16 protein-coding genes and 1 riboswitch are annotated in these 18,558 nt (G+C 73.6%); of the genes, 8 read left to right on the top strand and 8 right to left on the bottom strand.

The window, feature by feature from the left end; all coding sequences use genetic code 11:
• Window positions 1-145 precede the first annotated feature (145 nt).
• A complete protein-coding gene (locus ACFVVX_RS16370; RefSeq protein ID WP_387945910.1) occupies window positions 146-1,531 on the top strand; it encodes an 8-oxoguanine deaminase in 1,386 nt (461 codons plus the stop codon).
• A 263-nt stretch (window positions 1,532-1,794) separates the two neighbouring features.
• On the opposite strand, the gene ACFVVX_RS16365 is transcribed toward ACFVVX_RS16370, so the two are convergent.
• Window positions 1,795-3,033, bottom strand: coding sequence for an MFS transporter (locus ACFVVX_RS16365; protein WP_387945908.1), 1,239 nt, complete (start codon window positions 3,031-3,033; stop codon window positions 1,795-1,797).
• A 55-nt stretch (window positions 3,034-3,088) separates the two neighbouring features.
• On the opposite strand from ACFVVX_RS16365, the gene ACFVVX_RS16360 reads away from it, so the two are divergent.
• On the top strand, window positions 3,089-4,096 hold the full coding sequence (locus ACFVVX_RS16360; protein ID WP_387945906.1) for a helix-turn-helix domain-containing protein: 1,008 nt from the start codon (window positions 3,089-3,091) through the stop codon (window positions 4,094-4,096).
• Window positions 4,097-4,148: 52 nt separating this feature from the next.
• Here the strand turns inward: ACFVVX_RS16360 and ACFVVX_RS16355 are convergent, their stop codons facing one another.
• A complete protein-coding gene (locus ACFVVX_RS16355) occupies window positions 4,149-4,535 on the bottom strand; it encodes a gamma-glutamylcyclotransferase (RefSeq protein WP_387945904.1) in 387 nt (128 codons plus the stop codon).
• A gap of 141 nt (window positions 4,536-4,676) precedes the next feature.
• A complete protein-coding gene (gene aceB, locus ACFVVX_RS16350) occupies window positions 4,677-6,329 on the bottom strand; it encodes a malate synthase A (RefSeq protein WP_387945902.1) in 1,653 nt (550 codons plus the stop codon).
• Window positions 6,330-6,529: 200 nt separating this feature from the next.
• Here aceB and ACFVVX_RS16345 point away from each other — a divergent pair, with 200 nt between their 5' ends.
• Window positions 6,530-7,327 (top strand): IclR family transcriptional regulator, encoded by a 798-nt coding sequence (locus ACFVVX_RS16345; RefSeq protein WP_387945900.1) that lies wholly within the window; start codon window positions 6,530-6,532, stop codon window positions 7,325-7,327.
• A 191-nt stretch (window positions 7,328-7,518) separates the two neighbouring features.
• Window positions 7,519-8,094 (top strand): hypothetical protein, encoded by a 576-nt coding sequence (locus ACFVVX_RS16340; protein ID WP_387945898.1) that lies wholly within the window; start codon window positions 7,519-7,521, stop codon window positions 8,092-8,094.
• Between the two features lie 27 nt (window positions 8,095-8,121).
• Here ACFVVX_RS16340 and ACFVVX_RS16335 read toward each other — a convergent pair whose 3' ends face one another.
• The gene (locus tag ACFVVX_RS16335) at window positions 8,122-9,393 is read right to left on the bottom strand and encodes a family 16 glycosylhydrolase (protein ID WP_387945896.1); all 1,272 of its coding nucleotides are present in this window, start codon (window positions 9,391-9,393) and stop codon (window positions 8,122-8,124) included.
• A 1-nt stretch (window position 9,394) separates the two neighbouring features.
• A riboswitch (cyclic di-AMP (ydaO/yuaA leader) is annotated at window positions 9,395-9,560 on the bottom strand.
• A gap of 310 nt (window positions 9,561-9,870) precedes the next feature.
• Here ACFVVX_RS16335 and ACFVVX_RS16330 point away from each other — a divergent pair.
• A complete protein-coding gene (locus ACFVVX_RS16330; protein ID WP_387945894.1) occupies window positions 9,871-11,910 on the top strand; it encodes a hypothetical protein in 2,040 nt (679 codons plus the stop codon).
• A 175-nt stretch (window positions 11,911-12,085) separates the two neighbouring features.
• Window positions 12,086-12,415 (top strand): MoaF N-terminal domain-containing protein, encoded by a 330-nt coding sequence (locus ACFVVX_RS16325; RefSeq protein WP_387945892.1) that lies wholly within the window; start codon window positions 12,086-12,088, stop codon window positions 12,413-12,415.
• Between the two features lie 109 nt (window positions 12,416-12,524).
• Here the strand turns inward: ACFVVX_RS16325 and ACFVVX_RS16320 are convergent, their stop codons facing one another.
• Both ACFVVX_RS16320 and ACFVVX_RS16315 read right to left on the bottom strand, forming a co-directional pair.
• Window positions 12,525-13,667, bottom strand: coding sequence for an alpha/beta hydrolase (locus ACFVVX_RS16320; RefSeq protein ID WP_387945890.1), 1,143 nt, complete (start codon window positions 13,665-13,667; stop codon window positions 12,525-12,527).
• A gap of 423 nt (window positions 13,668-14,090) precedes the next feature.
• Window positions 14,091-14,717 (bottom strand): TetR/AcrR family transcriptional regulator, encoded by a 627-nt coding sequence (locus ACFVVX_RS16315; protein ID WP_387946199.1) that lies wholly within the window; start codon window positions 14,715-14,717, stop codon window positions 14,091-14,093.
• 223 nt (window positions 14,718-14,940) lie between these two features.
• Here ACFVVX_RS16315 and ACFVVX_RS16310 point away from each other — a divergent pair, with 223 nt between their 5' ends.
• Window positions 14,941-15,705 carry an SDR family NAD(P)-dependent oxidoreductase gene (locus tag ACFVVX_RS16310; protein WP_387945888.1) on the top strand — a complete coding sequence of 255 codons (765 nt, stop codon included), beginning with the start codon at window positions 14,941-14,943 and terminating at the stop codon, window positions 15,703-15,705.
• A 124-nt stretch (window positions 15,706-15,829) separates the two neighbouring features.
• Here ACFVVX_RS16310 and ACFVVX_RS16305 read toward each other — a convergent pair whose 3' ends face one another.
• Entirely contained in the window at window positions 15,830-16,474 is a 645-nt protein-coding gene (locus ACFVVX_RS16305) for a TetR/AcrR family transcriptional regulator (protein ID WP_387945886.1), read from the bottom strand.
• A gap of 204 nt (window positions 16,475-16,678) precedes the next feature.
• Here ACFVVX_RS16305 and ACFVVX_RS16300 point away from each other — a divergent pair, with 204 nt between their 5' ends.
• The gene (locus ACFVVX_RS16300; RefSeq protein WP_387945884.1) at window positions 16,679-17,791 is read left to right on the top strand and encodes a carboxymuconolactone decarboxylase family protein; all 1,113 of its coding nucleotides are present in this window, start codon (window positions 16,679-16,681) and stop codon (window positions 17,789-17,791) included.
• Window positions 17,792-17,863: 72 nt separating this feature from the next.
• On the opposite strand, the gene ACFVVX_RS16295 is transcribed toward ACFVVX_RS16300, so the two are convergent.
• A partial coding sequence (locus tag ACFVVX_RS16295) for an NPCBM/NEW2 domain-containing protein (protein WP_387945882.1) occupies window positions 17,864-18,558 on the bottom strand: 695 nt, incomplete at its 5' end.

The raw sequence follows: 18,558 nt of genomic DNA, 5'->3' as shown, positions 1-18,558 counted from the left end.
TCTCCACCCACGTCGTCGGCGCCCGCCGGCCCCCCCCGCGGGTGACCTCGGGCGCGCGGGGCCCGCGGGCCACCCCCTCCTGCCGGGGGGGGGGCGCCCCCCCCGCGGGCCCCCCCCCCGACCCTCCCCCCATAGGAGACACACCATGGCAGTCCAGCCCCCGCCCGCCGACCAGCGGATCGTCATCGAGAACGTCGCGATCGCGACCGTCGACGCCAACGACACCGAGTACGCCCGCGGCCACGTGGTGCTCCTCGGCAACCGGATCGAGTCGGTCGGCGACGGCCCCGCCCCGCAGTGGCTGGACAACGTGGTACGCCGGATCAACGGCGAGGGACACCTCGTCACCCCCGGCCTGGTCAACACCCACCACCACTTCTACCAGTGGATCACCCGCGGCCTGGCCCAGGACGACATCCTCTTCGACTGGCTGGTCGCCCTGTACCCGACCTGGGCCCGGATCGACGACAGGCTCGTCCACGCCGCCGCCCAGGGCTCGGCCGCCGCGCTGCTCAAGTCCGGTTGTACGACCGCCTCGGACCACCACTACGTCTTCCCCGAGGACGGCGGCGACATCCTCGGCGCCGAGATCGAGGCCGTCCAGGAGCTCGGCATGCGCTTCACCGCGCTGCGCGGCTCGATGGACCGCAGCAAGAAGGACGGCGGCCTGCCGCCGGACCACGCGGTGGAGAAGACCGAGGACATCCTGATCGCCTCCGAGGCCGCCGTGGACAAGTACCACGACGCCTCCTTCGACTCGATGCTGCACATCGCCATCGCGCCCTGCTCGCCCTTCTCGGTCTCCACCGAGCTGATGCGCGAGGCCGCCCTGCTGGCCCGCCGCAAGGGCGTCCGGCTGCACACCCACGGCTCCGAGACCGCCGAGGAGGAGGCGTTCTGCAAGGAGCTGTTCGGGATGGGCCCGACCGACTACTTCGAGTCGGTGGGCTGGCTGGGCGAGGACGTCTGGATGGCGCACTGCGTCCACATGAACGACTCCGACATCGCCAAGTTCGCCGAGACCGGCACCGGCGTGGCGCACTGCCCGTCCTCCAACGCCCGCCTCGCGGCCGGCATCGCCCGCGTCCCGGACATGCTCAGGGCCGGCGTCCCGGTCGGCCTCGGCGTGGACGGCACCGCCTCCAACGAGTCCGGCGAGCTCGGCACCGAGCTGCGCAACGCCCTGCTGATCAACCGCCTGCACGGCTCCCCGACCGCGCTGACCGGCCGCCAGGCCCTGCGCCTGGGCACCATGGGCGGCGCCCGGGTGCTCGGCCGGCAGAACGAGATCGGCTCCATCGAGGCCGGCAAGCTCGCCGACCTCGCCCTGTGGAAGATCGACGGCATCATGCACTCCTCGATCGCCGACCCGGTCGCCGCCCTCACCCTCGGCGCCCTGCCGCCGCTGGCCACCCTCTTCGTCAACGGCAACGCCGTGGTCGAGAAGGGCCAGCTGACCACCGTCAACGAGGACCGGATCGCCCAGGCCTGCGCCCGCGCCGCGAGGGAGCTCGCCGCCCGCCCCGTGTGACCCCCCGGCCGTACGACACCCACGCCGTACGGCACCCCCTCCGTATGACACCCCCTCCGTATGACACCCCAGACTCCGGGCCGCCCAGGGACGGTGCGTGACCCGGACTCCGCGAGCCGCCTCCAACCGGGCGGCGAGCGGACCGCAGCCCCGGACCCACGGCGAGGGTCCGGGGCTGCGGCGTACCCGCGCCCACGACCGGGCCGCCCGCTCCCACCCCCGTGGGGCGCGGGCCGGCCCGGCCGGCCGTCACCCGCCGGCCGTCACCCGCGGGGCGCCGCCCCCCGGACGGCCACCGGCAGGGCCGGCCCGGCCAGGGCGAACAGCCCCGCCAGGACCACCCAGCCCACCGCGCCGTGGTCGACCGCCGTCAGGGTGATCACCAGCGGACCGATCACGTGTGCCGCCGCCTGCCCGCTCATGAACACCCCCTGGTACTCGCCGTGCGCCCGCGGATCGGCCAGGTCCAGGCTGAGCGTCCAGCCGCCGGCCGAGGTCAGCAGCTCCCCGAGGGTGTGCACCAGCGCCCCGGCGAGCAGCACCCCGGCCGCCAGGGCCGCCGGGCCGTACTGCGCCGCCGCGTAGACCAGGCAGGCGGCCGCCAGCAGCAGCGCGCCCCGGGCGCACGCCCGCGCGGCCGTGGCGACATCGGTGACCCCCCGGCTCGCCCGGACCTGGAACAGCACCACCAGCAGGCAGTTGACCACGTTCACCGCGGCGAGCACGGCCGGCGGCGCGTCCGTGCCGAGCACGATCCACAGCGGGAGGCCCACACCGAGCACCGCGAGCTGCAGCTCCAGCACCGCGTGCAGGGCGGTGACCAGCAGGTACCGGCGGTCCCGCAGCGCCGTGCGCCGCTTCACCGGCGCACCGGCGGCCTCCGCCGGGCCGGCGGGCCCGTCCGGGACGGGCAGCCCGACCAGCAGCGCCGCCGCCCCCAGGAAGCTCAGCGCGTCCAGCACCAGCACGATCACGTACCCGGTGTAGGAGTCGCTCTGCAGGGCGATCGCCGCACCGCCGGAGCCGACCACCAGGCCCGCGTTCATCACCGAGCGCAGCAGCGCCCGCGCACGGACCTGGCCCTCGGCGGGCAGCGCCCGGGCGATCAGGGCGCTGCGCACCGCCACCGAGCCGCGCTCCAGCACCGTCGCCGCACAGGCCAGCGCCACGAACGCGGCGAAGGAGTGCACGAAGGCGTAGCCCAGCACGGCCGCGGCCTCCAGCGGCCCGACCACCAGCAGCAGCCGCCTGCTGCCGACGCGGTCCGCCAGCCGCCCCATCGGCACCCCGGCGAGCACGCCGCAGACGCCGGCGACCGTGAGGCCGAGCGCGACCCGACCGGGGGTCAGGCCGATCGAGCGGGTGAAGAAGAGCACGCTCACCGTGATGAAGAGGCCGTTGCCGACCGTGTTCACCAGGCTCATCAGGGCGAGCCGGCGCAGCAGTGGATCGTCCGGAAGAAGGCGGCCGACAACGGTCGGGCGCACCACGGTGGAGGTCATGCCAGAAGCACAGCGGGGTTCCCGGGCGGGCGGAATTCTTTTACCGTTACGGTCAATGTTCGAGTTCCGCTTCGGCGTCGACGACCTCGCGGCCACCTGGTTCGCCTACTCCCCGCTGCAGGAGGCGGTGCTGAGCCTGCGCGCCCGCTCGTCGGTGGCCCGCTACCCGGAGCAGCGGCCGTGGATCGCCGGCTGGCAGTCCCGGTACGAGACGCTGGACACCGCGCTGCTGGAGTCGCTGATCGCGCCGGTCGGCTTCGTGCCGGACTTCCTCACCCCCCGTCCGCACGCCCCCCGCCCGGACTTCGCCGCCGAACTGGCCCGGCTGGCGGACACCCCGCCGGAGGTGGTGCGGGCGGACGTGCTCGCCGCGTACCGGGGCGACGGCAGCCCGCTGCCGCCGGTGCTCGCCGGGCTCGTCGACGACCCGGCCGCGCTCACCGCGCGGGTGGCCGAGGCGCTGGAGGCGTACTGGACGCGCTGCCTCGCCCCGGTCTGGTGGCCGCGGGCGCGGTCGGTGCTGGAGGCGGACATCGCGTACCGGGGCCGGATGCTCTCGGAGCGCGGCGCGGAGGGGCTGTTCGCCGGTCTCGACCACCGGCTCTCCTGGGGCGCCGGGGTCCTGCGGCTCACCGACCCGCATCCGGCGGTGCAGGCCGTGGGCGCCTCGGTGGACGTCGCCGGGCGGGGGCTGGTGCTGATCCCGACGCTGTTCGGGCTGGGCGCGCAGACCGACATCACGCAGGTGGGACCGCCGCTGATCGCCTACCCCGCGCGCGGCAAGGCCACCATGGGCGAGGGCCTGGCCGCCGCTCACCGCGGGGCGCCGGACGGGCCGCTGGCCGGGCTGATCGGCGCGCCCCGGGCCAGGCTGCTCGTCCTGCTGGCGACCCCGGCCAGCACCACCGAGCTCGCCCACCGGCTGGGGGTCACCCCGGGTGCGGTCAGCCGCCATCTGGGCGCGCTCGCCGCCGCCGGTCTGCTCGACCGGACCCGGCACGGGCGCAGCGTGCTCTACCGGCGCAGCCGGCTCGGCGACGAACTGGTGGCGGGCCGGTCCTGAGCGGGGCGCCCGCGCCGGCGGTGCTCAGGCCGTCCGGCCGAGCCGGCGGTGCTCAGGCCGTCCGGCCGAGGGTGGCGAGGTAGGCGCGCCAGCCGCCGTGGTGGGTGATCTCGCGGTGGACGCCGCGCTCGGCCTCGCCGCGGGCGAGGAGCATCGAGAGGCAGGCGGAGCCGTCGTCGAGCTCGATCACGCCGAGCTCCAGCTCGCGCGGCTCGCCGGGGAGGATGACGTCGCGCAGGTGTTCCAGGGTGATGTCGTACAGCTCGCCCTCGATCGCGGTGACGGCGGCGGGTTCGGGGTGCAGCCCGGGGCAGACGTCGTCGATCGAGAAGAACCGGTAGCCGGGCGCGGTGCGGACCGGACCGATGAGGGCGTCGGCGACGGAGGCGTGGAACGGGCCGCCGACCATGGCCTGGCCGTTGAAGAAGATGCGGGGCACTGCGGGCTCCTCGGGTGGCGAGCCGTTCCGTACGGCGACGGGAGGACAGGTGGGTCCGTCGCCGTACGGAACGGAGCAAGGGGCGGCCGGACTGCTACAGCCTGGCAGGCGGCAGGGTCCGCACCGGTGGATAGATTGGGATCAGCCCAGCAGGGGAAGCGCGGGGAGGGTCAGGAAGTCCGCGAACTCCTCGGCGAGGGCGACCTGTTCGAAGAGCCTGGCGGCCTCGCGCCAGCGCCCGGCGGCGTAGGCCTCGTCGCCCAGCTCGGCCCGGAGCCCGGCCAGCTCCTCGGCCACCAGCCTGCGCACCAGCTCGGCGGTGGCCTTCTCGCCGGTGTCGGCGAGCACCACGCCGTTGTTGACCCACTGCCAGATCTGCGAGCGGGAGATCTCGGCGGTGGCGGCGTCCTCCATCATGTTGAAGATGCCGACGGCGCCGAGGCCGCGCAGCCAGGCCTCGATGTAGCGGATCCCGACCTGGACGGCGTTGTGCAGGCCGGCCCGGGTGCAGCTGCCGCCGGAGCCGGCGATGTCGAGCAGCTGGGCGGCGGTGACGGGCTCGGCCGGGCCCGGGTCGTCCTTCTGGTTCGGGCGCTCGCCGAGCACGGCGTCGAAGCAGGCGCGGGCGACCGGGACGAGGTCGGGGTGGGCGACCCAGGAGCCGTCGAAGCCGTTGCCGGCCTCGCGCTCCTTGTCGGCCCTGACCTTCTCCAGGGCGGCGGCGTTGACCTCGGGGTCGCGGCGGCTGGGGATGAACGCGGCCATGCCGCCGATGGCGTGGGCGCCGCGCCGGTGGCAGGTCTGCACCAGCAGGCGGGTGTAGGCGGCCATGAACGGGGAGGCCATGGTGACGGAGTTGCGGTCCGGCAGGATGTAGTGCTCGCCGGCGTCGCGGAAGTTCTTGACGATCGAGAACAGGTAGTCCCAGCGGCCGGCGTTGAGCCCGGCGGCGTGGTCGCGCAGCTCGTAGAGGATCTCGTCCATCTCGAACGCGGCGGTGATGGTCTCGATCAGCACGGTGGCGCGGACGGTGCCGTGCGGGATGCCGAGGGCGGCCTGGGCGTGGGTGAAGACGTCGTTCCAGAGCCGGGCCTCGAGGTGGCTCTCGGTCTTCGGCAGGTAGAAGTAGGGGCCGGAGTTCGGGTCCTCGGCGCCGCGGGCGAGCAGCCGGGCGGCGTTGTGGAAGAAGTAGAGGCCGAAGTCGAGGAAGGCGCCGGCCACCGGGGTGCCGTCGACCAGCAGGTGGTTCTCGTCCAGGTGCCAGCCGCGCGGGCGGACCACGACGGTGGCGAGTTCGGCGGCGGGGCGCAGGGTGTAGGCCTTGCCGGCCGAGGAGGTGAAGTCGATCCGGCCCTCGAAGGCGTCGATCAGGTTGATCTGGCCGCTGACGACGTTCTCCCAGGTGGGGGAGGTGGCGTCCTCGAAGTCCGCCAGCCAGACCCGCGCCCCGGAGTTGAGGGCGTTGATCACCATCTTGCGGTCGGTGGGGCCGGTGATCTCGACCCGGCGGTCCCGGAGGGCGCGGGGGGCCTCGGCGACCTTCCAGTCTCCGGCCCGCACGGCGGCCGTCTCGGGGAGGAAGTCCAGCGTCCCGGCCCTGGCGGTCTCGGCCCGGCGGGTCTTCCGTCGGACCAGGAGTTCCTGCCGGCGGCCCTCGAAGGCGCGGTGGAGGCCGACCACGAAGGCGACCGCCTCCGGGGTGAGCACCTCCTCCGCCCGCTGGACGCGCGGACCGGCGACAGTGACGACCGGAGCGGCGGGAGAGGCGCCGGCGGGTCCCTGATCTGTAGCCATGGGCAGGACACTCCTAAGACGGTTGAGCCTGGCGAAGGGAGCTCCGGTGGGAGCTTCCTTGATCTGAACCGATCGGAACCCACCTGTCGGCGGGTCCGATTCTGTAAGGTGGAGACTAGTTTCCGCGATACAGAATTTCAACGGTTTGTTGAGGTGATCGCTGGGACTCTACTCCTCCCCCGACAGCGAAGGGAACGCCGGTGGTCGCCACCCCCGACACAGCATCGACGACCAGCACGGACCGCGCGAGCGGCGGCGTGCAGTCCGTCGAGCGCGCCTTCCTGCTGCTGGAGGCGCTGGCCGACGCCGGCGGCGTGGCGACGCTCAGCGAACTGTCCACCTCGTCCGGTCTGCCGATGCCGACCATCCACCGCCTGGTTCGTACCCTCGTGCAGCAGGGCTATGTACGCCAGGACACCGCGCGCCGCTACACGCTCGGCCCGCGGCTGATCCGCCTGGGCGAGACGGCCGGCCGGCTGCTCGGCAGCTGGGCCCGCCCGTACCTGGCCGAACTCATGGAGGCCACCGGCGAGACGGCCAACCTGGCCGTGCTGGAGGGCGGCGAGGTGGTGTACGTCGGACAGGTGCAGTCGCGGCGCTCGATGCGGATGTTCACCGAGGTCGGCCGCCGGGTGCAGCCGCACTGCACGGGTGTCGGAAAGGCGCTGCTGGCGCAGCTGCCCGAGGAGGAGGCGCGCGCCGTCCTCGGCCCCAACCCGCTGCCCGCGCACACCTCGTACACGGTGACCGACCCGCAGCTGCTGCTGGACCAGCTGGCGCAGGCGCGCGAGCGCGGCTACGTGGTGGACGACCAGGAGCAGGAGATCGGGGTGCGCTGCATCGCGCTCGCGGTGCCGGGGGCGCCGACCCCGACGGCGCTCTCGGTCTCCGGTCCCGAGGCGCGGATCCGGGCCCTGGAGGAGCAGGCCGGCGCGGCCTCCCTCGTCCCCGTCATGCAGGAGATCGCGACCCGGCTGGGGCGGGTGCTGGCGCCCTGACGGGTGGTCACCCCTGCCGTCCCGCAAGCTGGGTCGGACCGGTCCGGCTCGGCTTCCGGTGGACCTGTTCGCCCGTTCGAGCGGCCCGAGGGCGGGTCGGCCCGGCCGCGGCGGGCCGCTCGGTCACGCTGGGGCGGACGCGGCCCGCGACGGTGCGGGGCGCCGGAACGCAGAGGGCAGGGTGAGCGGCAATGTCGCGCAGTGGGTCCGTACGGGGTTACTTCGGCAGGTCACTGACGGTGGGGGCGGCGCTGGTGGTGCTGGCCACCGGGCCCGCGTGGGCGTGTTCGGACGCCGACCCGGCGCCGGGGGGCGCCCCGGCGGCGGAGGTCGCGGCGCCCGCCGCACCCGCGAAGCCCGCGGCAGCCTCCAAGTCCGACCTGGAGGTGGTGCGGATCGACCCCGACGCCGCCGCGCCCGGCGGGACCACCACGCTCCACGCCTTCATCGCCAACCTCGGCCCGGACCGGACCGCTTCGTCGTTCCGGGTGACGGTCACCCTGCCGGAGGGCGTCACGCCGGAGGAGCCGTTCTTCCCCGAGGACTGCCAGGTGATCCAGAACGGCCACCGGGTGCGCTGCGTCTTCCCGGCGGGTCTGCCGGCGTACGACAGCGCAACGGCGCTGATCCCGCTGCGGCTGGCCCCCACCGTCCCGCTCGGCGAGCTGACCGGCGGCTATGTCGCGGTGCGTAGCGACGACGACCAGAAGGAAAACAACAACCGCGAGCCGTTCACGATCCAGGTCGTGGAGACCGTCCGCTCCTGACGGGGCGGACGGTCTCCACGGCCGGCACTAGCGGTAGACGCGGACGTAGTCCGCGGCGAAGGTGATCGGAGCCGTTCCCTGCGGCGCGGGGTGGTACTGCCCCGCGCTCAGGGAGAGGTTGAGGATCAGGTAGGCCGACCAGTTGGCGCCGACGCCCTTGCCGTCCGCGAAGACCTTCACCCCGTTGATGTACCAGTCGACCGAGTTGGCGCCGTACTGGGTGCCGACGGTGACCCACTGGTCGTGGGCGATCGCCTTCGCGTCGGTGACGTACTTGTGGTCGGCGTTGACGTGGTTGGTCAGCTCCAGCAGGTTGGCGTTGTCCGAGTGGTACTCGAAGGTGTCGATCTCGCCGTGGTTGCCGCTGGTGCCGTTCCACGTCCACAGCGCCGGCCAGGCACCGGTGCCGGCCGGGAGCTTGACCCGGGTCTCGACGTAGTCGCCGGTCTTCACCTTGAAGCCCTCGCTGGAGTACTCGGTGGTGAGCAGCCCGGTGTCCCAGGCCTGCTTGCCGTTCTCCAGGGTGTGGCTGCTCGGCTTGGCGGTGAAGGTGGCGGCGCCGCCGGAGACGGCGACGTTGTTCTTGTTCAGCCAGTCGAGCTTGTTGTCGTTGGGGTTGTGGTCGCCGTAGTGGTACGAGCTGCTCTTGTCGGCGGTCCAGCGCGAGCCCAGGGCGAGGGTGTTGAACTCGTCGGACCAGGCCAGACTCTTGCCCGCGACCGGCGCACCGGTGGTGGGCGTGCCGGTGGTGGGCGTGCCGGTCGGCGCCGGGGTGGGGGTCGGCGTGGACGTCGGCGCAGGGGTGGGGGTCGGGGTGGGGGTCGGGGTGGCCGTGGCGGTGGAGACCACCAGCTTCTGGGACGGCAGGTTGTGCCAGGCCCCGGCCGAGTCCTGCCAGAAGCCGAACTGGGTGTACGTCCCGGCGGGCAGGGTGCGGGTACCGGTGGTGATCGACAGGCCGGTGGGGCAGATCTGCGCGTTGGAGCGGTTGCCGGGGAAGTCGAGGTTGCGGCCGGCCGCGTCGCGGACGCCCACGCCGACGGTCTTGGCCGTGAAGCAGGCCGAGGAGTGCACGGTCAGCGAGGCCGCGGAGGCCTTGCCGGCGACCATCGCGGCCGGGGCGAGCTTGTCCTGGGTGACGGTCGGCACGGTGGCCGCCTGGGCGCCGGTGAGCGCCGGGACGCCGAGCAGGCCGGCGCCGCTGATGGCGAGCGCGCCGGTGGCGGCGACGGCGGCCCTGCGGCCTCGGTGGGTGGGGCGGGCATGGCGCGGTGCGGTGCGCCGGGCAGGCTTCTGCATGGGGTTTCCTCTGCCACGCCTGCGAGGTGAGCTGTCGGGTTCGGGCTGAGGTTGCCCGGCCGCCTGTGGAGCGGCTTCACCCCTAGCCACGGCCCGTACGCGGGAGCGCACGGGTCGGGCACTGACCTTGGGTCCCCCGCTCCCGTCCGCTGTGGTGCTCGGTTGCACGCCGTCGGGTGGACAGGACTCGGCGTCCCGACGGCGGGGTCCGCGAGGGCGGACGACTCGTGCAGGCTAGGCAGGCCGTCCGGACGGCGCCAAGGAATCGGGAGCGGTTGTCGCACAGCTCACACCGGGTCGGGCGGGTCAGGCCGGGGCGGGACGGGCGTCCACCGACCGGACCCTCGTACATGTGTGCGTTCGGTGGCGCTTATGATGTCGCCTTGAAGGTCGTGTACCCACGGGTGCTGGCCGGATCGCGTCCTGACGGGGGGGTGCGAACACGCAGGACCCGATCGAAGAGAGCGCTCTTTCGCGATGGCCTTTTCGTCTGCCGTACTGGACCGACCGTCGGATGCTCCACCGTTCACCGGAGAGCTCCCTCCCCAGGAGGGCGGGACGCCGCGGCGCCGCCTCCCGCTGCTCGCCGGACTCCTCGCGGCGTCCTGGCTGCTTCCGCTCGCACTGCACCCGGCCGGGCTGGACCTGGCGCTGCTGCCGGTCCTGGTGCTGGCCGTGGCCTCACTGATCCGGGTCGGCGGCGGCCTGGTCGACCGGCTCTTCGCGGCCGGCCTGATCACCGCCGCCGGCGTGATGGCCTTCGGGCTGCTCTTCTCGGTCTGGCCGTGGGGCATCCACCCGGTGCCGACCGCCGGGGTGCTGCTCAGCACCGTCTGCCTGGCCGGCTGGCTGGCCGACCGGCGTCCGCGGCTGCCGCTGCGCCTGCGCGGGACGGACCTGCTGGTGGCGGGTACCGCGACCGGCGTCTGGTACTACCTGCACCACGCGGTGGCGGGCAAGTCGCTCACCGAGCGGGTGGCGTACATCGCCACCGCCGAGGACCGGCTCGGGCACTTCTCCTACTTCGAGGGCATCCGGCACGTCGGCGGCTACGCCTTCCTGCACCAGGAGCAGGCCAGGACGTACATGATGACCCCGGCCGAGGCGGTGTACCCGCAGGGGTCGCACTTCCTGCTGGCCTGGGTCGACGCCCTGGTCCGCTCCTCCACCGCGCCCGGTGCGGCGCTCGACGCGATGAACCGCTACTTCCTCTACGTACTGGCCGCCTACGCGCTGCTCTGCGCCGCCCTGGTCTGGGCGGCCCGGTGGATCGGCGGCCCGCGGCTGCGCGGCTGGCAGGCCGCCGCCGCCTGCGCGACCGTGGCCTCGCTGATGCTCGCCGGCAACTACTCCGACCTGGTCGGACACGGCTTCGACTCCACGATCATCGGTCTGCTCTTCCTCGCCGTCGCCCTCCCGCTGGCGGTACGGCCGGCCATGGGGCACACCGAACACCTGCTGACCGCCGTGGCCGGCCTGATCACCGTCACCTACGTCTACAACCTGTACGGGGTCTTCGTCGGCCTCGCCGTGGCGGCCGGGGTGCTGGTCAACCGGCGCCGTTTCGCCGGCCGGTGGCGCTCGACCGCCCTCGTCCTGCTCGCGGGGCTGGGAGTGGCGGCGCTGCCCAGTGCGGTGTCGGTGCTCTCCGACCTCGACGTCGCCGGCACCTCGAACCTGGCCGGACCGATGGTCGGCGCCGACCGCGTGCTGTTGCTCGGCGGCGGGCTGCTCGCCCTGCTCGGCGCGCTCGGCCGGGCCACCCGGCGCACCGCCGCCGGTCAGGCGCTGCTGGTGCTGGTCGTCGGGGCGGGCCTGGTGATCGGCGGCTTCGGGTGGTGGCAGCTGCACACCATCGGCTACTACTCGTACTACTTCGAGAAGATCGCCGCCGCCGGTGTGGTGATCGGCCTGATGTCGATCGGCGCGGTCGGACTGCTGCTGCGCCCCTCCCCCGCCCCGCCGCGCGGCACGTCCCGTCCGGCGCTGCTGCGCCGCGGCGGCGAGGCCGGCCTGTCGGTGCTCGCGGTGGCCACCGCGCTGAGCCTCTTCGCCGGCGTCCAGTGGGGCGTCCTGAGCGCCTGGACCAAGCCCGCGGCCTGGTACACCAACCCGCTGGTGGTCTGGGGCCACGGCGACGGGCACAGCGACCTCGCGCCGTTCGCCACCACCCTGGTGGAGCGCGACCTCGCCCGGGCGAACGGCGGGCCGCTGATCGCCCTCTACTCGGACGACTCCTACCAGAACCTGCGGTCCACCTTCGTCGCCGAGCTGCTGCTGCGCCGGGGCGGCGAGATGCGGGCGCTGTACGACGTCTACACCGTCAAGGTCTCCTGGCAGCCGACGGCGGAGCAGTACCAGAAGATGCTGCAGGACCTGAAGAACACCATCGCGAAGCTGCCCGCCGCGCCGACCGTGCTGGTGGCCAACAAGTTCATGGCGGACCGGCTGCGGGCCGATCTGGCCGCGGCGAAGGTGGCGGGGACGGTGCTGCACGGGCCGGTGCTCGGGCAGTGAGCGGCGGTTCGGCGCGGCGGTTCGGGGGGGCGGCCGGTGCCGGGCGGGGCGGCGGGCGGGCGCGTCGACGGGCGCCGTGAACTCCGCCGGGAAGTCCGCCGGGAACGTCACCCGGTCGGATAGGTTGGAAGTCCACCTGTACGCATCGCACGAGACAACGAGGACCAGCCCAGCCATGACCGCGTCCCTGCCCGCCTTCGCCGGCCGCACCTACCTCTTCCAGGTCGACAACGGCGCGGCGTTCCGCAACGCCTACTCGGCCGACGGCAAGCGGCTGCGCTGGGAGGGCCTCGGCGAGTCGGCCGGCCAGTGGGAGGACGTCGCGCTGCACGTCGCCGAGGTCGGCCCGCAGGTGTACTTCGTCAGCTGGACCGAGCAGAGCGGCATCACCGTCAGCCACGTCATGGACCTCGGCAAGCTGACGGTGCGCGCCTTCTGGACGTACGAGGGCGAGGGCGGCCGGGTCGGCGAGCTGCACACCGGGACGCTGGAGCCGGTCGCCTGACCTGCCGCGCCCCGACGGACCCCCGCCGCCGGCCCGGGCGTCCCGCCCGGGCCGACGGTGTCGGTTCCGGGTCTGGGTATGGGTCCGGTCCGGGTCCGGTTCCGGCCGCTCAGACGGTGCCGGTCGGCACCTTGAGGTGCTGGGACAGCCATTCGAGCGAGGACGGCAGCAGCTTGCTCCAGGTCTCGAAGTTGTGGCCGCCGGTCTGCATCATGCTGTACGAGACCTTCATCGGGCTGTGCGCGGCCGCGATGAACGCCTCCGTCTCGCGCCGGTACTCGCCGTCGCCCTCCTTGGTGCCGGCCAGCAGCACGGACACCTTGGGGTGCGGCAGGTTCTTCAGACGCCACATCAGGTCGGCCTCGTCACGGCGCTGGTGACTGCCCTTGAAGAGGTCGCCGGTGGTCGGGTCGTCGGCGGCCTGGTAGTAGCCGGAGAGCGAGACGGCGGTCGGGAAGACCTCAGGGTGGCGCATGGCCAGCTTGAGGGCGCAGTAGCCGCCGGTCGAGTTGCCCATGAAGCCCCAGGCCTGCGGGTCGCCGGAAACCCGGAAGGACGCCTGGATGGCGGACGGGACGTCCTTGACGAAGTACGCCTCGGACTGGGCGCCGCCCGGGATGTCCTCGCACTCGGTGTCCTGCGGCAGCGCGGGCGACGGACGCACCAGCACCATCACGGTCGGCTGCATCCGCCCCTCCTGCAGCAGCTTGAGCGCCGCGCCGGGGTAGTTGAGCCGGGTCACCAGGTTCTTGGCGATCCCCGGGAAGCCGGTGCTGACGATGACCGCCGGGAACTGCTTCTGTGCGTACTCCGGCTGGAAGTACTGCGGCGGCAGGTAGACGTACCCCTCGGTGGAGAGCCTGGTGGTGGCGCCGTCGATCCGGATCTCGCGGATCTCACCGGACTGCCTGGGGTCCCGGCCGAGCGCCCCGCCACCCTGGACGGCCGCGTGGCCGATGGTCTCCACCTGGAGGCGGCCGGACGCGTCCACCTTGTTCTGGATGGTGACCGGGCCGTTGTCGCCGGTGCCGAGCAGGTCGTCCCAGCTGCTGTAGAAGGCGAAGTAGTTGTTCGCCACCAGGCCGAGCGCCGCGAGCACGGTGAGCTGGGTGGCGAGCAGCGCGCCGATCCGGCCGAGCACCGCCTGCCAGTTGCGCTTCGCCAGTCTCGGCCACAGCCAGACCGTGCCGGCCATCGCCGCAACGGCGATCAGTACGGTCAGCGCCAGCACCTTGTGGCTCGTCAGACCCATGTCCTACTTGCTCCCACGCCTCGAACTGCCCGCCCCCGCAGCTAGGACTTGTCTGACAATTCCCGCCGCGCGCTGATGCGACGCGAATTGTCAGACAAGCCCTAGGACACCCAGGACGGCCGCCCCGGTTCCCCCGTTCGCAGGACGGGGGCCTCCGCCGAGGCACGATCAACAACCAACCAACCCTAGCGCCCCGGAGGGGCCGTCCGGACCCGCCGACCAGCGGGGACCGAAGTGCGGGGGTCGGGGGCGACGTGGGGCGCGTCACAGTGAGCGTCACGGTGCGCGGCGCGGCGGAGCGGGACTGCGGGGCGGGACTTGCGCGGAGGGACTGCGCGGAGGGACTGCGCGGCGGCGGAGGGCTGGTGCGGTGCCGCCCTGCCGGGTCGTCAGGTCGGCGGCGAGCGGGCGGCGGACGGGCCGTCAGGCGATCAGGGTCCAGAGGCGGAGGCCGGCGGTGAGTTCGCGCATGCAGCGGGCGCCGAGCTCCTGCGGGGAGCCCGGGCCGGCGGCGGGGGCGTCCGAGAACGCCCACTCCTCCAGGGCCACCCGGATGGCGGCGGTCGCGGCGGCCGCCGCCAGCCGGATCTCCAGCTGGTCGGTGCCCCGGGGGCAGCGGGCGGTGAGCACCGCGCGCAGCCGCTCCTCCGAGTCGCCGTGCACCCGCTGCCAGACCGTGTCCAGCCGGGCGTCCCGCAGCAGGTCGCGGGTCCAGTGCATGGCCTCGATCGCCTGGTCGTCGACCGGCGTGAGGGACTCCACCGCGGAGCGCTCCAGGGCCTCGCGCAGCGGCAGACCGGCCGAGCTCTCCGCGAACAGCAGCACCCAGCGGCGCCCGCCGGCCGCCAGCAGCGGGGCGACGGCCTCCTCCTTGACCCGGAAGTAGCGGTAGAAGGTGCGCAGCGAGATGCCGGAGGTGACGGCGATCTCCTCGGCGGTGGTCGCCTCGACCCCGCGCTCGGCGAAGAGCGCGGCGGCGGTGCGGGCGATCTCCAGCCGGGTGTCGTCACGGCGGCGCTGGTTCAGGGTGGGGCGTCCGGTCACGGAGATCAGCGTACGCGGCTGCGCGCCGTGACGGCGCACCGTGCCATCCGGGCACGTCATGCCAGGGCGGCGCGGTACAGCGGATTGGCGCGGCGCGCCCTTCCGGCACGTCACGCCTGTTCGGCACGGTGAGCCAGAGTGGCACAACATGACTTTTTGGCACGTTGTGCCACTTGGGCGTACCGTGTCATTCGAGGTCGAGAGGCCACGAACGAAACGGAGTACCACCATGGAGCGCTTCAGCGGACGGAACGTCCTGATCACCGGCGGCGGCTCGGGCATCGGCCGGGCCACCGTGCACCGGATCCTCGCCGAGGGCGGCCGGGTCGTCGCCGTGGACGTCAACGAGGACGGCCTCAAGGCCACCCTGGACCGCGCCCGCACCGACGGCACCGCCGACCGGCTCGGCACCGCGGTGCTGGACGTCTCCGACGAGGCCGCCGTCCGCGCGGCCGTGGCCGAGGCGGTGGCCGGGCTCGGCGGGCTGGACGCCCTGGTGAACGCGGCCGGCATCCTGCGCTCCTCGCACACCCACGAGACCAGCCTGGAGTTCTGGAACAAGCTGATCGCGGTCAACCTGACCGGCACCTTCCTGATGACCCGGGAGGCGCTGCCCGCGCTGCTGGCCGGCGGCCGGGGCATGGTGGTCAACTTCAGCTCGACCTCCGCGACCTTCGCCCACCCCTACATGGCCGCCTACGCCGCGACCAAGGGCGGCATCCAGTCCTTCACCCACGCGATCGCGGCCGAGTACGCCAAGCAGGGCCTGCGCGCGGTCTGCGTCGCGCCGGGCAGCATCGACAGCGGCATGACCAACAACCCGGGCCTGCCCGCGGACGCCGACTTCAGCCTGCTCGGCAAGCTCTCCCCGGCCCTCGGCCAGGGCTTCGCCGGGCCCGAGACGGTGGCCGGCGTGATCGCCATGCTCGCCTCGGACGACGGCGCCTTCGTCACCGGCACCGAGATCCGGATCGACGGCGGCACCCACATGTGACCGCCCGCGGCACCGCGAAGGGACCGTACCGGCGGCACGGTCCCTTCGCCACGGCGCGAAGCACCCACGGCGGCGGAGCGCGCCTGGCCTCGACCGGACCCACCGGGGCAGCCGGACGGCCGCGTCAGCCGAACGCGCCGTGCCGGGCGGCGGCGAGGGTGGCGACGACGGCCCGGTCGGCGACCGCTCCGTCGACCGGCTCGGCGGTGATCAGCACCCGGAAGTAAAGCGGCGCAGCCAGGGCCTTGATGACCTCGGCCGGATCGACGCCCGCGGGCAGCTCGCCGCGCTCGACGGCCCGTTCGACGACCGGTTCCGCGCGGCGCAGCCGGTCCTCGAAGATCCGCGCCCGGGCCTCGACGATCCCCGGCGCCTGGACGGCCTCGGACAGCATCACCGCGAGCACCGCCGCGCCGGACGGCCCGCCCAGCCAGGAGGCCAGACCGCGGGCGAGGGCGCGTAGGTCGCCCTCGACCGTGCCGGTGTCGGGGATCGGGATGTCGGCCGCGAGCTGCCCGGTCAGGGCGTCGACGATCAGCGCGTCGCGGTCCTTCCAGCGCCGGTAGACCGTGGTCTTGTGGACGCCCGCCCGCCGGGCGACCCCGTCGACGGTGAGCGCGGCGTAGCGCATCTCGGCGAGCTCGGCGAGCGTCGCGTCCAGGACCGCCGCCCGCACCTTCTCCCCCCGCCCGACCACCGGCCGCCGCTCCGCCGCGGGGCGGCCGGGCACGGAGGCGGGCGCGGCGCCGGGCAGGTCGGGCTCGGGCACCCGGGAATCGGACGCGCCGGGCTCGGACACGTGGGGCGTGGGCATGTGGGGCGTGGGCATGTGGGGCTCGGACTCTCGGGAATCGGACGACATTGCAACTCCTGGTTGCGTTACGGCGGGGAGCGTGGCACGCTCACCGTATCGCGTATCGCAACGGAAAGTTGCGATACCGCCCATGGCCTTGCCATCACAAGGGGATCGCGCATGCCCAGGCCCTACCGCCACACCGCCCCCGTCCCGCAGAAGTCCGCCACCGGTCAGGTGGCCGCCGTCTACGCGCAGATGAAGGCTGACTTCCTGCTCGCCGACGGCCCGCTGATGAGCCTCTCCCCCGCCCCCGAGGTGCTGGCCGCCACCTGGGCGCTGCTGCGCGAGGCCGAGATCGTCGGCACCGCGGCACGCGCCGACAAGGAGGCCGTGGCGAGCGCCGTCTCGCTGGCCAACCGCTGCCCGTTCTGCACCGAGGCGCACGCCCTGCTCGCACACGGCGCCGGGGACCACGAGCTGGCCGAGGCCGCCCGGGCCGGCCGCCCGCCCGCGGATCGGCGCCGCGCCGCGGTGCTCGACTGGGCGGCTGCCACCCGCTCCCCCGGCGCACCGGCCCTGAGCGCCCCGCCGTTCCCGCCCGCGCAGACGCCCGAGTTCGTCGGGACGGTGCTGGTCACCCACTTCATCAACCGGATGGTGACCTCGCTGCTCGACGAGGAGGCACTGCTGCCGGGCGCGGTGCGCCGCTCGCGGTACGTCCGGCGGGCCGCGGGCCTGACCGTCGCCTCCGCCGCTCGGCGCAACCCTGCGCCCGGAGCCGGTCTCGCCGTCCTCGCCGGGCCCTCGCCGGTCGGCCCACCGCCCGCCTGGGCCGGGGAGGGCCCGATCGGCACCGCCTACCTGGCCCTGCGCGACGCCGCCGCGGCCGGCGGCGAACTGTTGGACGCCGCGGCCCGGGCCGCGGTGATCGGCGCAGTGGCCGACTGGGACGGCGGGCACCCGCCGCTCGGCGGCGACCCGACCGGTCCGGCGGTGGCCAGCCTGCCCGAGGTCGACCGTCCGGGGGCCCGGCTGGCGCTGCTGGCCGCGCTGGCTCCGTACCGGATCACGGACGGGGAGGTGGCCGCCTGGCGGTCCGCCCAAGCGCGCCGAGCAATCGGGGCGGGCCAAACGAACGGGTCGAACGGGTCGGGCCGGGCGGGCGACGGAGGCGGTGCCGACGGGAGTGACGGCGCGTTGACCCGGGTGCTCGCCTTCGGCGCGATGGCAGCGGTGCTCCGGGTCGAGGCCTGGACGGTCTCCGGGACCCGCACGGCGCCCACCCCCTGACGGGCCGTCGCAGATACCACGGCGGGGGCCGCGTCCACCAGGACGCGGCCCCCGCCGCCTTGGCAGTTGGTGCTACCGCACCAGTTCGGCTCCGGCCCAGTCGGCGTGGTCGCTGTTGATGCCGTCGCCCGCGTCCGTCACCTTCAGCACCAGCGAGTTCACCCCGGCGACGCTGATGTCGACGGACTGCGTCGCACTCGACGGCGTCATCACCGCCGGACTCCCGTACAGCTTGACGCCATCACCCCACACCTCGAACGAGACCGTCGCGTTCGCACCGACCTCGTCATCCACACCCACATCCGACCGGAACCGCGAGTAACCACCGTTCAGGGCATAGGTGATGGCACTGTTGGCATGCGTGCCGACGCCCTTGGCATAGGCCGTGCCGTTCAGCCTGATCGGGTTCGCGCCGACGCTCCGGTCCTTCTGGACGGCGCCCCACCCGATCATGGGGGTACCCGTCCAGTCCAGCGCGCTGAGGGCCGTCGGCGTCTGCGGGTTCCCGATGAGCTTGGCTCCGGCCCAGTCGGCGTGGTCGCTGTTGATGCCGTCGCCCGCGTCCGTCACCTTCAGTACCAGCGAGTTCACCCCGGCGACGCTGATGTCGACGGACTGCGTCGCACTCGACGGCGTCATCACCGCCGGACTCCCGTACAGCTTGACGCCGTCACCCCACACCTCGAACGAGACCGTCGCGTTCGCACCGACCTCGTCATCCACACCCACATCCGACCGGAACCGCGAGTAACCACCGTTCAGGGCAT

This window comes from Kitasatospora sp. NPDC058170 (genome assembly GCF_042883905.1).
Taxonomy (GTDB): Bacteria; Actinomycetota; Actinomycetes; order Streptomycetales; family Streptomycetaceae; genus Kitasatospora.
The sequence above is the reverse complement of the archived record's forward strand: the minus strand, read 5'-3'. Positions and strand labels throughout refer to the sequence as shown.

Excerpts from the sequence above, each read along its gene's own strand:
- ACFVVX_RS16370 (WP_387945910.1), top strand. The coding sequence starts at position 146 with ATGGCAGTCCAGCCCCCGCCCGCCGACCAGCGGATCGTCATCGAGAAC.
- ACFVVX_RS16365 (WP_387945908.1), bottom strand. The coding sequence starts at position 3,033 with ATGACCTCCACCGTGGTGCGCCCGACCGTTGTCGGCCGCCTTCTTCCG.
- ACFVVX_RS16360 (WP_387945906.1), top strand. The coding sequence starts at position 3,089 with ATGTTCGAGTTCCGCTTCGGCGTCGACGACCTCGCGGCCACCTGGTTC.
- aceB (WP_387945902.1), bottom strand. The coding sequence starts at position 6,329 with ATGGCTACAGATCAGGGACCCGCCGGCGCCTCTCCCGCCGCTCCGGTC.
- ACFVVX_RS16340 (WP_387945898.1), top strand. The coding sequence starts at position 7,519 with ATGTCGCGCAGTGGGTCCGTACGGGGTTACTTCGGCAGGTCACTGACG.
- ACFVVX_RS16335 (WP_387945896.1), bottom strand. The coding sequence starts at position 9,393 with ATGCAGAAGCCTGCCCGGCGCACCGCACCGCGCCATGCCCGCCCCACC.
- ACFVVX_RS16330 (WP_387945894.1), top strand. The coding sequence starts at position 9,871 with ATGGCCTTTTCGTCTGCCGTACTGGACCGACCGTCGGATGCTCCACCG.
- ACFVVX_RS16325 (WP_387945892.1), top strand. The coding sequence starts at position 12,086 with ATGACCGCGTCCCTGCCCGCCTTCGCCGGCCGCACCTACCTCTTCCAG.
- ACFVVX_RS16320 (WP_387945890.1), bottom strand. The coding sequence starts at position 13,667 with ATGGGTCTGACGAGCCACAAGGTGCTGGCGCTGACCGTACTGATCGCC.
- ACFVVX_RS16310 (WP_387945888.1), top strand. The coding sequence starts at position 14,941 with ATGGAGCGCTTCAGCGGACGGAACGTCCTGATCACCGGCGGCGGCTCG.
- ACFVVX_RS16300 (WP_387945884.1), top strand. The coding sequence starts at position 16,679 with ATGCCCAGGCCCTACCGCCACACCGCCCCCGTCCCGCAGAAGTCCGCC.